The sequence below is a fragment of the Methylobacterium crusticola genome, from assembly GCF_003574465.1.
GTDB classification, from domain to species: domain Bacteria; phylum Pseudomonadota; class Alphaproteobacteria; order Rhizobiales; family Beijerinckiaceae; genus Methylobacterium; species Methylobacterium crusticola.
The window spans coordinates 1-13,664 of record NZ_QOWC01000008.1 but is presented as its reverse complement, the minus strand read 5'-3'; the positions used below and the strand labels follow the sequence as shown (position 1 = coordinate 13,664).

Annotated in this window: 11 protein-coding genes and 1 tRNA gene; 9 read left to right on the top strand and 3 right to left on the bottom strand. The window is 73.7% G+C overall.

All coding sequences use genetic code 11. The features are described 5' to 3' along the window. Positions 1-23: 23 nt before the first annotated feature. Positions 24-1,241 carry an ABC transporter substrate-binding protein gene (locus DT057_RS09270; RefSeq protein ID WP_128561804.1) on the bottom strand — a complete coding sequence of 406 codons (1,218 nt, stop codon included), beginning with the start codon at positions 1,239-1,241 and terminating at the stop codon, positions 24-26. A 47-nt stretch (positions 1,242-1,288) separates the two neighbouring features. Next, entirely contained in the window at positions 1,289-2,047 is a 759-nt protein-coding gene (locus DT057_RS09265) for an SDR family NAD(P)-dependent oxidoreductase (RefSeq protein ID WP_203236232.1), read from the bottom strand. 129 nt (positions 2,048-2,176) lie between these two features. Between DT057_RS09265 and DT057_RS09260 the strand changes: the two genes are divergently transcribed. The 8 genes from DT057_RS09260 (at position 2,177) to DT057_RS09225 (ending at position 12,888) form a co-directional block, all read left to right on the top strand. After that, the gene (locus DT057_RS09260; protein ID WP_203236231.1) at positions 2,177-2,851 is read left to right on the top strand and encodes a GntR family transcriptional regulator; all 675 of its coding nucleotides are present in this window, start codon (positions 2,177-2,179) and stop codon (positions 2,849-2,851) included. A gap of 71 nt (positions 2,852-2,922) precedes the next feature. Further along, entirely contained in the window at positions 2,923-3,522 is a 600-nt protein-coding gene (locus tag DT057_RS09255) for a glutathione S-transferase (protein ID WP_128561802.1), read from the top strand. A 121-nt stretch (positions 3,523-3,643) separates the two neighbouring features. Then, positions 3,644-4,729 carry an isocitrate/isopropylmalate dehydrogenase family protein gene (locus DT057_RS09250; RefSeq protein WP_128561801.1) on the top strand — a complete coding sequence of 362 codons (1,086 nt, stop codon included), beginning with the start codon at positions 3,644-3,646 and terminating at the stop codon, positions 4,727-4,729. 23 nt (positions 4,730-4,752) lie between these two features. Beyond that, positions 4,753-5,637, top strand: coding sequence for an NAD(P)-dependent oxidoreductase (locus DT057_RS09245; protein ID WP_128561800.1), 885 nt, complete (start codon positions 4,753-4,755; stop codon positions 5,635-5,637). A gap of 614 nt (positions 5,638-6,251) precedes the next feature. Next, complete coding sequence (locus tag DT057_RS09240) at positions 6,252-7,958, top strand: ethylbenzene dehydrogenase-related protein (protein ID WP_238313423.1); 1,707 nt, start codon at positions 6,252-6,254, stop codon at positions 7,956-7,958. Positions 7,959-8,098: 140 nt separating this feature from the next. Further along, a complete protein-coding gene (locus tag DT057_RS09235; RefSeq protein WP_128561798.1) occupies positions 8,099-9,133 on the top strand; it encodes a 2Fe-2S iron-sulfur cluster-binding protein in 1,035 nt (344 codons plus the stop codon). A 95-nt stretch (positions 9,134-9,228) separates the two neighbouring features. Continuing rightward, positions 9,229-10,023, top strand: coding sequence for a substrate-binding domain-containing protein (locus tag DT057_RS09230; protein WP_128561797.1), 795 nt, complete (start codon positions 9,229-9,231; stop codon positions 10,021-10,023). A 6-nt stretch (positions 10,024-10,029) separates the two neighbouring features. Further along, complete coding sequence (locus DT057_RS09225) at positions 10,030-12,888, top strand: putative bifunctional diguanylate cyclase/phosphodiesterase (protein ID WP_128561796.1); 2,859 nt, start codon at positions 10,030-10,032, stop codon at positions 12,886-12,888. 36 nt (positions 12,889-12,924) lie between these two features. On the opposite strand, the gene DT057_RS35450 is transcribed toward DT057_RS09225, so the two are convergent. Further along, positions 12,925-12,998 (bottom strand) — tRNA-Thr (locus DT057_RS35450). 183 nt (positions 12,999-13,181) lie between these two features. Here DT057_RS35450 and DT057_RS09220 point away from each other — a divergent pair. Beyond that, complete coding sequence (locus DT057_RS09220; protein ID WP_128561795.1) at positions 13,182-13,511, top strand: hypothetical protein; 330 nt, start codon at positions 13,182-13,184, stop codon at positions 13,509-13,511. Positions 13,512-13,664: the final 153 nt, after the last annotated feature.

Genomic DNA, 13,664 nt, shown 5'->3' with positions numbered 1-13,664 from the left:
GGCCAGCGCCGGGCCGGGGCGCCTTACTGGTCCTGGTAGGTCCAGCGGCTGGCGAAGCGGCCGGGGACGGCGGTGAGGCCCTCGCCGTCGAACTTGAAGTAGATCGAGGCCTTCTGGCCGGCGTGCTCGGTCTTCGTCAGCACGATGGGACCCGCCATGACACCGGTGTCGATGTCGGTGCGGTCGAGGGCCTCGATCACCTTGGCGCGGGTCGGGTTCGGGCCCGCGGCCTGGAGCGCCCGCACCACCGTCATGGCGGACGGGATGCCGTAGGGCATGTAGACCTGCGGGTGGTCGGGCTTGGCCGCGAGGTCGGGGTAGCTCGCCCGGTAGAGGTCGTAGATCCAGGCGAGCGTCTCGGAGCCCGGCTTGGCGGCCAGCACCTCCTCGATGTAGACGTTCCGGAACGCCTCCTTCGAGCCGACGTTCTCGGCGAGCTGCTTCAGGTTGGCGATGGCGTTCACCGCGATGACGATCGGCTTGTTGAAGCCGAGTTCCTGCGCCTTCTTGAGGATGAGCTGCGCCGGCCGGGCGTAGGTGGCGATCACGAGCGCGTCGGCGCCGGAGGCCCGCAGCTTCAGCACCGGGGCGGTCACGTCGGTGATGGCCGGGTTCACCGATTCGGGGATCAGCGCGACGCCGTTGTCCTTGGCCTGGAAGCGGGCGCCCTCGAGGTTCCAGGCGCCGTAGGCGTCGTCGTGGTTCAGGTAGGCGATCTTCTTCGCCTTCAGCTCCTTGGTGGCGAACTCGACCACCGACCCGCCCATGGCGCGCTGCGAGATCGAGAAGGCGCCGTAGATGTTGGCCTGGGGCGGGTAGAGCGCGCCGTCGCCCGAGGCGTTGAGCATCACCCACGGCACGCCGGAGCGCACGACGTAGTCCTTGGCGGCGACGACCGGGGCCGAGCAGGAGCCCCCGTTCAGCAGGAACACGCCGTCCTGCTCCACGAGCTTCTTGACCGCCGCCACCACGTCGTTGGCGTTGCAGCGGTCGTCCTCCTGGACGATCTCGATCCGGCGGCCGTGGACGCCGCCCTCCTTGTTGACCTTGTCGTAGTACATCCGGGCGGCGTTCATCACGTCGAAGCCGTACGCCATCGAGGCGCCCGAGAGCGGGCCGAACATCCCGATCCGGATGCTCGTCGGCGTGAGCCCGGGCTCGTCCGCCCGCGCCGGGCCTGCGAGCGCGAGGGCGGCCGCCAGGGCGGCCCCGAGCCGGGGCAGGGCGTTGCGTCGGGTCATCGTTTCCTCCTCCGAGATCGTTGTTGGCGCGGCGCGTCCCGTCGCGGTCACTGCATCCGGTAGCCGCCGTTGACGTCGAGGGTCGTGCCGGTGACGTAGGCCGAGGCCGGCGAGGCGAGGAACGCCACCGCCTCGGCGACGTCCCGCGGGCGCCCGAGCCGCCCGAGCGGCACGTTGGCCGCGGAGGCGGGCGTCGCCCCCGCGCCCCCGGCGGCGAGCTTCATCATGTCGGTGTCGATGAGGCCGGGCGCGACCGCGTTCGCGGTGATCCCGAGCGGCGCTCCCTCGCGGGCGATGGCCTTGGTGAGCCCGATCACCGCGGCCTTCGCGGCGATGTAGGCCGCGCTCGCGTTGTAGCCGCCGAGCTGGGCCGCCACCGACGAGACCGTGACGACGCGCCCGTCCGCCACCGGCCGCCCCGCGCGCAGGCGCAGGAAGGCGCGGGCGCACAGGAAGGTCCCGGTGGCGTTCACGCCCAGCATGTCCTGCCAGTTGGCGAGCGACGTCTCGGCGATCAGGGGCCGGCGCCCCTCGTGCAGCAGCAGCTTCCCGGCGTTGCAGACCAGGACGGCGACCGGCCCGAGGTCGCGCTCGGCCGCCGCGAACAGGGTCTCGACCGAGGCCTCGTCCGCCACGTCGGCGGCGTAGCCCGTGTGGCCGCCCCCGGGCAGGTCGGCGGCGGTGCGGCCGGCGGCGGCGCCGTCGATGTCGGCGGCGGCGACGGTCAGGCCGGCCCCGGCGAGCACCCGGCAGACCTCCTGCCCGATGCCCCGGCCTCCTCCGGTCACGAGCGCGATGCGGCTCACGGATTCTCTCCGGTCGTTGCGTCCGATCCGCTTCATGGATACATGAGCGCCGCCAGTCAAGGCATTTTCGCGGTTTCAACGCGTCTCGGCCGGCTGTATGTATCCATGATGCGAACGCGATCCCAGGACGTGACCGAGATCCTGCGGGGCTGGATCCTGAACGGGACCGTGCCGGCGGGGGAGCGGCTGGAAGAGGTCCCCCTGGCGGCGCGCCTGGGCGTCTCGCGCACGCCCGTGCGGGCGGCGCTCACGCTCCTCGCCACCGAGCGGCTGGTCGACTACCAGCCCAAGCGCGGCTACGCCGTCCGCAGCTTCGGCGCGCAGGACGTGTTCGCGGCCTACGAGGTCCGGGCCGCCATCGAGGGGCTCGCCTGCCGGCTGGCGGCGGCCCGGGGCGTCCCCGACGCCGTCGCCGCCGCCCTGCGCGGCTGCCTCGCTGACGGGGACCGCATCCTCGCCGGCGGGCGCCTCGACCCGGCCGAGCTCCAGCCCTACCAGGCGATGAACGAGAGCTTCCACGACGCGATCATCTCGCTGTCCGGCAATCCCTGGGTCGAGCGCTTCGTGCGCCAGACCCACGCCATCCCGTTCGTGTCCGACCGGGTGATCCTGTGGCACGATTACGGGGTGATCCGGCGCTCGCACGACGACCACCACCGCATCCTGGCGGCCCTCCTCGCCCGCGACCCGGCCCGGGCCGAGGACCTGATGCGCGAGCACGTCTACTTCGCGGGCCTCTTCCTGCGCGACAATTTCCACCGTATCCGGTCCCAGCAGACCGGCCAGGCCGGCGCGTCGGGCTGAGGCGCCCGACCCGCGACCAACGCCCCGGGGACGTCGTCCCCGGGCAGAACGCCCCGAGGACAACGCCCCCCATGAAGATCTTCTTCTCCCCCGCCTCGCCCTTCGTCCGGAAGGTCATGGTCGTCGCCCACGAGCTCGGCCTCGCGGACCAGATCGAGCGCCTGCCGAGCGCGGCCGGGCCCGTCGCCCGCGACGCCAGCATCCGGCAGCACAACCCGATCGGGCAGGTCCCGACCTTCTTCACCGACGACGGGACGGTCCTGTACGACAGCCGGGTGATCTGCGAGTACCTCGACGACCTCGGGGGCGGGGCCTTCTTCGGCTCGGGGGCGGCGCGCTGGCGCAACCTGACGGACGCCGCCCTCGGCGACGGCCTCCTCGGCGCCGCCCTCCTGGCCCGCTACGAGGCGGTGCTGCGGCCCGAGCCCCTGCGCTGGTCCGACTGGACCGGCGGGCAGCTCGCCAAGGTGACGGACGCGGTCGACCGCATGGAGACCATGGACCTCGCCGGGCGGCTCGACATCGGCACCGTCACCTTCGCGTGCGGCCTCGGCTACCTCGACTTCCGCTTCCCCGAGGCGGATTGGCGCTCGACCCACCCGCGCACCGCCGCGTGGTTCGGCGCCTTCGCGCAGCGCCCCTCGATGGCGGCGACGCAGCCGGGGGTGTAGTCCCGGGCGCCGGCCGCCCAATCCCGGGCCTCGGGGCCGCGGCGGGTCCGCGGTCGCGGGGGCCCGCCGGCGGGCGCCCGGCTCCGGGCCTCTCACTCCGTCCTTGCAAGGGAATGCCGGCATGGCGAGCTATCGCATCGCGACCATCGAGGGCGACGGGATCGGCCCGGAGGTGACCCGGGCCGCGATCCGGGTGCTGAGTGAGGCCTGCGGGGCGCAGCACCTCGACTTCGTGATGCTCGAGGGCGGCGCCGGCCACTACGCGAGGACCGGGCACGTCCTGCCGGACGACACCTTCGCGGCCTGCCGCGACCTCGACGCGGTGCTGCACGGGGCCGCCGGGCTCCCCGGCATCGTCTACCCGGACGGGACCGAGGTCGGCAACGACCTGCACCTGCGCCTGCGCTTCCGGCTCGACCTCTACGCCAACGTGCGGCCGGTGAAGCTCCTGCCCGGCGTGCTGTCGCCGCTGCGCGCCTTCGAGGGCGGCGGCATCGACTACGTCATCGTGCGGGAGAACACCGAGGGGCTCTACGCCAGCCGCGGGGCCGGCGTGGTGCTGCGCGGCGAGCTCGCCTCCGACACCCTCGTGGTGACCCGCAAGGGCACCGAGCGGGTGGCCCGCTTCGCCTTCGACCTCGCGCGGACGCGCAACGGCGCCCCCCGGGACGGCAAGCGCCGGGTCACGGTCTGCGACAAGGCCAACATCCTGCGCTCCTACGCCTTCTTCCGGGCGGTCTGCGACGAGGTGCACGCCGGCTATCCCGACGTCGCGATCGACTACGCCTACGCCGACGCGATCACCGTGCACCTGCTGAAGCGCCCCGACTTCTACGACGTGATCGTGGCCGAGAACATGTTCGGCGACATCATCTCGGACCTCGGCGCGGCCACGGCCGGCGGCATGGGCATCGCGCCCTCCGCCGAGATCGGCGACCGGCACGGCCTGTTCCAGGGCGCGCACGGCTCCGCCCCCGACATCGCGGGTAGCGACGTCGCGAGCCCCGTCGCCACGATCCTGTCCGGCGCGATGATGCTGCGCTGGCTCGCCGAGGCCCGGGCCGACCCGGCTCTGGTGCCGGCGGCCGAGCGGGTCGAGGCGGCCGTCGGCACGGTGCTGCGCGAGGGAAGCGCCGTCCCCCACGACCTCGGCGGGCGGGCGGGCTGCACCGAGGTGACCGACGCCGTCTGCCGTGCGTTGGCGTGACAACCGCATCCGGAGAGCAAGCTATGTCGAAGCCGCGCGTGGGCCTCATCGGGGTCGGGATGATGGGGCACGGGATCGCCCTGAACGTCGCCCGCAAGGGCTGGCCCCTCGGCTACCTCGACCATCCGGGCAACCAGCCCACGGCCGACCTCGACGCCCTGGGCGCGACGCGCCACGCCGACCGGGCCGCCCTCGCCCGGGGGAGCGAGGTCGTCATCCTGTGCGTCACCGGCACGCCCGAGGTCGAGGACGTGCTCCTGGGCGAGGCCGGGATCCTCACGGCCCTGCGCCCCGGCACCGTGATCGTCGACTGCTCGACCGCGGTCCCGAGCTCGACCGAGCGGGTCGCGGCGGCCGTCGCGGCGGCCGGCGGCCGCTTCCTCGACGCGCCGATGACGCGCACGCCGCGCGAGGCAGCCGAGGGCCGGCTGAACCTGCTCGTCGGCGGCGACGCGGCGCTGTTCGCGGAGACGCTGCCGCTCCTGCGCGCATTCGCCGAGAACATCTTCCACGCCGGTCCCGCCGGGTCCGGCCACACGCTGAAGCTCCTGCACAACTTCGTCTCCCTGGGGACCGCCACCCTGCTCGGCGAGGCGGCGGCCTGCGCCGAGCGGGCCGGGATCGCCCCCGCCCTGTTCGTCGACGTCCTGCGGCAGGGCGGCGGCGCGGGCGCCGCCCTCGACCGCGTCGGGCCCTACATGCTGGACCGGGATACCTCGGCGATGCGGTTCACGATCGCGAACGCCCGCAAGGACCTGACCTACTACGTCGCCATGGCGCAGGATCTCGGCGCGCGGCGCGGCGTGGCCTCCGGCGTCCTCGCCACCCTCAGCGGCGTGGCCGAGGCCGGGCACGGGGCGGCCCACCTGCCCGAGATCGTGGTGCGCCTCCAGGAGGCCGGGGATTGAGGCGGGGCGCCGCGGGGCGCCCGGCGGCGCGGCGCGGCCCGGGGCGGGTCCGGGCGGGCGGTCGCCGCGGGCCGGCGCGTCCCGGCGACTGAAGTATTCGGTTTTATCTGGTGCTCTCGCGAACAATTCAGTGTCGGATAGCATCTGTACTTCGATAATAAGTCATGGTTAATTTTATATTTCAGATTTTCGAGTAAGTTTCTCGACCGTCTGCGCGCTTCTCGGCGCGAATGCTCGATCCGCCACGTAAGCTGCGCGTCACCGCCGCGGCAGGATCGGCCAAAGTCGAGACGAGCGCGGAACGACGCCGTGTCTCTCGAACAAGAAGATTGTCATCGTTCTTTGTCGTGAGACCAGCAAAACTGCATCTGATCCGACGACGAAGTTATCTAAAAAATATCAGAATGAAAATCGGCCGGCATGCGCAAGATTGATGGACGGATCCGACACGAGAACTCAACAGAAAATCCGGGCGGGTGGGTGTGTCCGGGTGTCTGTTCTGTTACGCTTCGAATCGTCACTCCGATCGAGAGCGCACAATGGCAGCGGGTGGTGAAGTCAGCCTCTACCGTACGCCTCCCGGCGGGGCCGAACCGGCCGCGGACGCGGCGGCGATGCGCGCCGCCGCCGGCGCGGGGACGCCGCGGCGGCGCTCGGACACGGGCACCATCCTGATCCACTGGCTCACGGCCGTCGCCATGGTGGCGAGCCTGCTGACGGGCCTGCGCATCTCGGCCGACGCGCCGAGCGCGGTCGTGTCGAAGTTCCTGGCGCCGGTCCTGCCCCAGGGCGAGATCTGGACGGTGCACTTCGTCGCCGGACTCACCCTGTTCTTCGCCCTCTCGGCCTACGTCGTCTACGTGGCGCGCAGCGGGCTCGCCGAGCGCAACGCCCCCCGGCGCATCGCCGCCGCGACGATCCCGGGTTCGAGCCGCGCGGCGCGCCAGGCGCGCTGGTCGGGCGTCAACGTCGCGCTCCACTGGCTCATGTACGGCATCGTGCTGGCGATGACCGGCACCGGCATCGCGCTCTATCTCGGCTACGGCGGCTGGTTCGTGGCGATCCACGCCGCCCTGGCCCTCGTCACGCTGGCCTACATCGCGGTCCACGTGGTGACGCACTTCCTGTACGGCGGCTGGGACCAGCTCCTGCGGCTGTTCCGCCCGGCGCGGCTCGCCGGGGCCGCGGCCAGGCGGCGCCCGCTCCTCGTCGCGAGCGCGGTCGGCCTGCCGGTCATCGCGGGCCTCGCCGCCGCGGACGTGGCCGGCCGCTCGCAACTCGTCGTGCGCCGGGTCGACACGGCGCCCGACCTCGCCCGCCTCCTGGCCGATCCCGCCTGGAACCGGGCGCGCCCGGTCCAAGTCCGCACCATGCAGGGCGCGAATTTCGGCGGCAGCGGCGAGACGACGGTCGAGGTCCGGGCGCTGCACGACGACAAGGACGTCTACTTCGCGTTCCGGTGGTGGGATCCCTCGCGCTCCCTGCGCCGCGTGCCGATGGTCAAGCAGGCCGACGGCTGGCACGTCCAGGACGCGGACGCGGCCAAGGCCGACGTGACGCGCTACTACGAGGACAAGCTCGCCGTCGTCTTCTCCGATTCCGACGCGTTCGGGGCCGGCGGGGCGACCCACATGGGGCCGACCGCCCTCGCCGGCGCGCCCCTGCCGCTCAACCGCCGCGGCTACCACTACACGACCGACGGCAGCTTCATCGACATGTGGCAGTGGAAGGCCGCGCGCGGCGGCCTGCTCGGCGTCGTCGAGGACATGCATATCGGGCCGCCCACCGAGCCGAGCGCCGCCGAGCGGGCCGGCAAGGCGCGCTACCAGGCGGGCTACTGGGGCGATCCCGGCAGCAGCATGTACCGGTACAATTTCGCGTTCGAGGGCCCGGGCGGCTACCGGGGCGCGGTCACGCCCCTGCGCCTCCCGAAGGACTGGCGCGCGACCCTGGCGGGCCTCGGCCCCGTCGACCCGGACCCCGACGCGGGCGTCGCCGCGGGCTCGACATGGTGGATGATCGAGGCCTCCGACACGGTGCCGTACAGCAAGGAGGCGGACGACGCGATCCCGGTCGGCACGATCATGCCGGGCGTGCTCATCACCGGCAGCTACACCGGCGAGCGGGCCGGCATCACGGCGTCGGCCGACTGGTCCGGCGACCACTGGACGCTCGTCGCCAGGCGCAAGCTCGCGGCCGGCAGCAAGTACGACAAGGATTTCGCGCCCGGCAGCCGCTACTACCTCTGGGTGTCTGCCTTCGACCACACGCAGACCCGCCACACCCGGCACATGCGCCCGGTGGTGGTGTCGGTCGACTGAGCCATCCGCGCCGGCGGGGCGCGCCGCCGGGGGCAGGGGGGCGGGGCAGCTCCTGCCGCGGACCGGCCGGTGCGGCGCGGCCGCCCCGGCGCTCGAGCGCCCCGGGCGGCCCCGGGGCGCGTTCTCGACGGAGTGAGACGGTGGCCAAGGCGAACCTCGTCGTGAACGGACGCCGCATCGCGGCGACTCCGGGCCAGACCCTGCTGGACGCGGCGCTGACGGGCCGCGTCGCCCTGCCGCACGACTGCGCCACCGGCCAGTGCAACACCTGCCGGGTGCGGCTCTACGACGGCAACGTCGACCCGCAGGGCACGGCGCTCAACGACACGGTGCTGGCCTGCCGAGCGACCGTGACGGGCGACGCGGTCATCGAGTTCGACGAGGTGCCGCCCGTGACGCGCTCGGCCGGGCTCGTCCAGGCCGTCGCGCCGCTCTCGGAGTCGATCGTCGAGGTCACGGTCGCCCTCGCGCGGCGGGCCGCCTGGCTGCCGGGCCAGTACGTCAAGGTGCAGTTCGGCGGCTTTCCCGCTCGGGACTACAGCCCGAGCCTGCGCGCCGACGGGTCGGGCGAGCTCAACGAGCTGATCTTCCACGTCCGGCGCTACCCCGACGGGCAGGTCTCCTCGCAGCTCGGCGTCGGGATCCGGCCGGGCCATCCCGTGCGGATCCGCGGCCCGTTCGGGTCGGCCTACCACCGCCCCGGGACCGGCCGCCTCGTCCTCGTCGCGGGCGGCGTCGGCTGGGCGCCGATCTGGGCGATCGCCCGGGCGGCGAGCCTGCGCGAGCCCGCGCGCCCGCTCCACGTCGTCGCCGGCGCCCGGGTCGCCGAGGACCTGTACATGCGGGAGGCCTGCGACTGGCTGAGCCGGCGGGGCGCCCGCGTCACGCTCACCTGCAGCGGGCTCGCGGCCGACGGGCCGGAGACGCGGGCCGGGCGTCCGACCCTCCACGTTCCGCTCCTGAACCCGACCGACACGGTGGTGGCGGCGGGCGCCCCCGGCATGGTCGCCGCCGTCGAGCTCCTCTGCGCCACCCGCGGGGCGACCTGTCACGCCGACCCGTTCCACGCCGCCGCCACGCCGGCGCGCCAGCGCGACAGCCTTCTCGGCCGCCTCCTCGGCCTGATGCCGGGCTCGGGACGCAAGGACGGCCTCACCCGGGAAGCAGGAGGCTGAACAGCCTGCGCAAGTTGCGCTGCCGGGAGCGGTATTCCTTAACATATGCTGTCCATGATCGCCGGCCGAGAACCATTGCGCTCTTTGGACAGGCGATGACGAAACTGCCCCTTACTGCCCTGCTGCTCGGGGCCCTGATCCTGCCCGGGACGGCGCGCGGGGCCGAGCTGGCGATCGTCGGGACCGGCGACGGCATCGAGCTGCTCCAGGCCCTGAGCGCGGTCTTCAACGCGGACCATCCCGACATCGCGACCTCGATCCCGGCGAGCATCGGCTCGGGCGGCGCGGTGGCGGCCGTTGGCGCCGAGCGCAGCGTGCTCGGCCGCATCGCCCGCCCGCTGAGCGAGACCGAGAAGGCCCAGGGCCTCGTCGCGGTGCCGGTCGCCAAGATCCCGTCGGCGTTCTTCGTCCACGGCACGGTGAGCGTGCAGGGCCTGACGGCCGCCCAGATCGCCGGGATCTTCGGCGGCGCGGTCACCAACTGGAAGGAGGTCGGCGGCGACGACCTGCGCATCAAGGTGGTGCGCCGCGAGGAGACGGACAGCACGCTGAGCGTGCTGCGCGCCAGCATGCCGGGCTGGCGCGACCTGGCGCTGACGCCCTATTCCAAGCTCGCCACGACGACGCAGGACGCCGTGGAGACGGTCAAGCGCGTGCCGGGCTCCATCGGCTTCGGGCCCTACTCGGTGGCGCTGGACCAGGGCGCGACCGTGCTGGCGGTCGACGGCCGCCGGCCCTTCGACCCGGACTACCCGAGCGCCATCACCCTTGCGCTCGTCTACAAGGCGTCCACGGTCGACGCGAACGCCCGCGCCTTCGCGGCCTTCGTGACCTCCCCCCGGGCGCAGCAGACCCTGGCCGGCAGGGGTGGCGTGCCCCTGGGGGACTGACCGGCCGTGCTGTCCTTCGCCTCCCTGAGCACCAGGCTCGTCGCCGCGACGCTGGCCACCGCCGCGTTCACGCTGACGTGCCTCGTCGCGCTCGTGGCGGTGAGGGCGGACACGGACCTGCACGACCAGGCCGTCGAGGTGTCGCGCTGGTCGGAGGCGCAGCTCGCCGAGCGGCTCCTGAGCGACGTCAGCCTCGCCCACGCCCGCCTCCAGGTGATGCGGGAGGACGTGAACCGGCGCTTCGGGACGATCGCGCACCGCGCCGACGTCGCGCAGGCCGTCCAGTCCGGGAACACCGTCCTCATCGCCGAGGTGCTCCAGCCGGCCCTGGCGCTCGCCGACATCGACGGCGCCGTCGTGGTCGACACGCAGCTGCGCCCCCTCGGCGCCGGACGCCTCGACGCCGACCTGCTCAAGGTCCAGGCGGCCCTGCGCGAGGTCGCGTTCGCACCCGAGCTCCGCGCCCTCACGGCGAGCCGCAGCACCGTCGCGAGCCCCGGCTTCAGCCTGCTCGCGGACGGAAGCGACGCCCTCGCGCGGGCGCTGGCCGCGCCGCGTCTCGACGGCCTCGTCGACGTCTTCGCCCAGCCCGTCCTCGACGAGTTCTCCGACGTCTCGGCGCTGATCGTCGGCTACCGGCACCTGCGCGCGGAGGAGCCGGCCCTCGTCGAGTTCTCGCGGCTGAGCGACCGCGACGTCGTGGTGCTGCGCGGCGAGCAGGTGCTCTCCGCGGCCGGGCGTCCGCTGGGTCCCCTCGACGGGCTGCTGCGCCCGGGCTCGCCCCTGCTCAGCTTCGGGCATGCCGGCTCGGCCGGCCGCTGCGTGCCCGTCGCGGCGCAGGTGCGCATCTGCGCCGCCGCCCCGCTCGCCGAGCGCGACCGGCTCGCCGCGCAGGTCGTGGGCCTCGGCGGGCGGCACATCCGCGCGCTGCTCGTGACGCTGGCGGCGGCCGCCCTCGGGGCGATCCTGCTGTTCTCCGTCGTCTCGACGGCGGTGTCGCGGCAGATCACGCGGCCGCTGCGGCGCATCACCGACGCCGTGCGGGAGGTCGCCGGGGGGAACTGGCGCATCCCCGTCATCGGCACCGAGCGCCGCGACGAGGTCGGGGCCATCGCCCGCGCGCTGGTCCTGCTCGAGCGCTCCCTCGAGGAGCGCGACCTCCTGCGCGAGGACGTCATCGTCCAGAACACGAAGCTGCTCGGCCAGGAGGGCGCGCTGCGCGACCAGAACGCGCGCTTCGACGCGGCGCTCAACAACATGTCCCAGGGCCTGTGCATGTTCGATCCGGACGGCCGACTCACCATCTGGAACGGGCGCGTCCTCGAGATCTACCGGCTGCCCGCGGCCTCGCTCCGGGTCGGCGCCGACGTCGAGGCGCTGCGCGGGCCGCTCCAGATCCCGCCCGGATGGCGGCTGCCCGACCATCACGCCCGGATCGTGCAGGCGCCCCCCGCCCAGACCCGGGTCCTGCCCGACGGCCGCCGCGTCGAGGTCGTGGCGCGCCCCATCGTCAACGGCGGCTGGGTCGAGACCCACGAGGACGTCACCGAGCGCCACCGCGCGCAGGCCCGCATCGCCCACATGGCGATGTTCGATGCCCTGACGGGGCTCTCCAACCGCGCCTCCTTCAACGAGCGGCTCGCCTCCGCCCTCGCGGGCCGCGCCGAGGACAGCGCCGTCCTCACGGTCCTGTGCCTCGACCTCGACGACTTCAAGCGCGTCAACGACACGCTCGGCCACGCCTGCGGCGACGCGCTCCTGCGCGAGGTCGCGACCCGGCTCCGCGAGGGCCTGGCGCAGGACGCGGTCGCGGCGCGCCTCGGCGGCGACGAGTTCGCGGTCTTCCTGCCCCTCGGCGAGGAGAGGGCGCGCGGGGTGGCGGACGGCATCCTGGCCCGCCTCGTCCAGCCCTACCTCATCGGCGGCAAGGTCGTGACGTCGGCCGCGAGCATCGGCGTCGCCGCGGCCTCGAGCGTCGGCCAGACCGCGGACGACCTCCTGTCGAAGGCCGACCTCGCGCTCTACGACGCGAAGGCGCAGGGCCGGGGCCGCGTCTGCGTGTTCGACCCCGCCATGGAGGCCCGCTTCCAGCACCGGCGCTGGCTCGAGCACGAGCTGCGCGAGGCCCTGCGCACGCAGGCGATCGCGGTGCATTACCAGCCGCTGATCGACCTGCGCACGGACGAGGTCTGCGCCTTCGAGGCCCTTTCGCGATGGACCCATCCCGAGCGCGGCCCGATCTCGCCCGGCGAGTTCATCCCGCTCGCCGAGGAGGTCGGGCTCATCGACACCCTGGGCGAGTACGTCCTGCGCCGGGCCTGCGCCGACGCGGTGGCGTGGCCGAGCCGGGTGCGGGTGGCGGTGAACGTCTCGCCGAACCAGTTCCGGCACGACGGCCTCTGCGGCGTCGTCGCGAGCGCCCTCGCCGATTCGGGCCTGCCCGGGCGGCGCCTGGAGCTCGAGGTGACCGAGTCCGTCGTGCTCGCCGACGACAGCGGCGTCTTCGACAAGCTCCACGAGCTGCGCGGGCTCGGCATCCGCTTCTCCATGGACGATTTCGGGACCGGCTACTCCTCGCTCAGCTCCCTGCGCTCGTTCCCGTTCGACAAGATCAAGCTCGACCGCTCGTTCCTGCAGGATTCCCTGACCCGGAGCGAGTGCGCCACGATCGTGCGCATCGTCGGGGATCTCGGCGGCAGCCTGCGCATGACCACGACCGCCGAGGGCGTCGAGACCCTCGAGCAGCTCGAGTTCCTGCGCGCCCACGGCTTCTCGGAGGCGCAGGGCTTCCTGTTCGGGCGGGCGATGCCCGCCGACGAGGCCCTGGCGCTGATCGCGCGCTGGCGCACGCCGCGCGCGGCCTGAGCGGCCTGAGCGGCCTGAGCGTCCCGCACGATCCGGCTCCCCGAGCAGGATTCGAACCTGCGGCAAGGCGACGAACACTCGCCTCCTCTACCAGCTGGAGCGATCGGGGAACGGCCGGGGCGCCTCGCTGAGGCGATCGGCGGCCGGCTTGTCGAATGGCGGGGCCCGGGCGGCGCGGGCCCGTCCCGGGCGCCGTGGCCGGACGGCCGCGCCCGGCGCGGCCCCGGCCGGTGGAACGGACCGGTGGAGCTTGGCGTTATCGGCGCATTCCCGCTCCCGGAACCGGAGTCGCGATGCGCATCCGCCCCCTGCTGCTGGCCCTGCTCCTCATCGTCGGCCTCGGCGGTCTCGCCGGCGCCTCGCCCCTGATGCCGCGCGCCGCCGTCACCATCGCGCTCGACCAGCCCTCGGCCGTCGAGACCGTGCGCTGGCGCCGCCACCGCCACTGGCACCGGCGGCACTGGCACCGCCGCCACTGGCATCACCGGCGCCACTGGCACCGGCGGGGCCACGTCCGCCGCCACATGCGCCCGCACCGGTCGCGCGCCCTTCGCTTCAGCCGCGTCTCCGCGCCCGTGCGGGCCTCGAGCCCCTGGATCGAGCCGCGCCAGGCGGGGCGCTAGCCCGGCGTGACGGACCGGCCGACGCCTCCCGAGCCCACCGGTCCGCACCGGGACTGGCTCGATCTCGGTCCCGCCCGCGAGCGGGCGCCGGCCGCGCAGGGCGCGCCGCGGCCCGGGATCGGCGCGCGCCTCGGGGGCGGGCTGCGCGCCGCG

What these genes read in the sequence shown, in the direction of transcription:
- DT057_RS09270 (WP_128561804.1), bottom strand. Translation starts at nt 1,241, where the DNA reads ATGACCCGACGCAACGCCCTGCCCCGGCTCGGGGCCGCCCTGGCGGCC.
- DT057_RS09255 (WP_128561802.1), top strand. Translation starts at nt 2,923, where the DNA reads ATGAAGATCTTCTTCTCCCCCGCCTCGCCCTTCGTCCGGAAGGTCATG.
- DT057_RS09250 (WP_128561801.1), top strand. Translation starts at nt 3,644, where the DNA reads ATGGCGAGCTATCGCATCGCGACCATCGAGGGCGACGGGATCGGCCCG.
- DT057_RS09245 (WP_128561800.1), top strand. Translation starts at nt 4,753, where the DNA reads ATGTCGAAGCCGCGCGTGGGCCTCATCGGGGTCGGGATGATGGGGCAC.
- DT057_RS09240 (WP_238313423.1), top strand. Translation starts at nt 6,252, where the DNA reads ATGCGCGCCGCCGCCGGCGCGGGGACGCCGCGGCGGCGCTCGGACACG.
- DT057_RS09230 (WP_128561797.1), top strand. Translation starts at nt 9,229, where the DNA reads ATGACGAAACTGCCCCTTACTGCCCTGCTGCTCGGGGCCCTGATCCTG.
- DT057_RS09220 (WP_128561795.1), top strand. Translation starts at nt 13,182, where the DNA reads ATGCGCATCCGCCCCCTGCTGCTGGCCCTGCTCCTCATCGTCGGCCTC.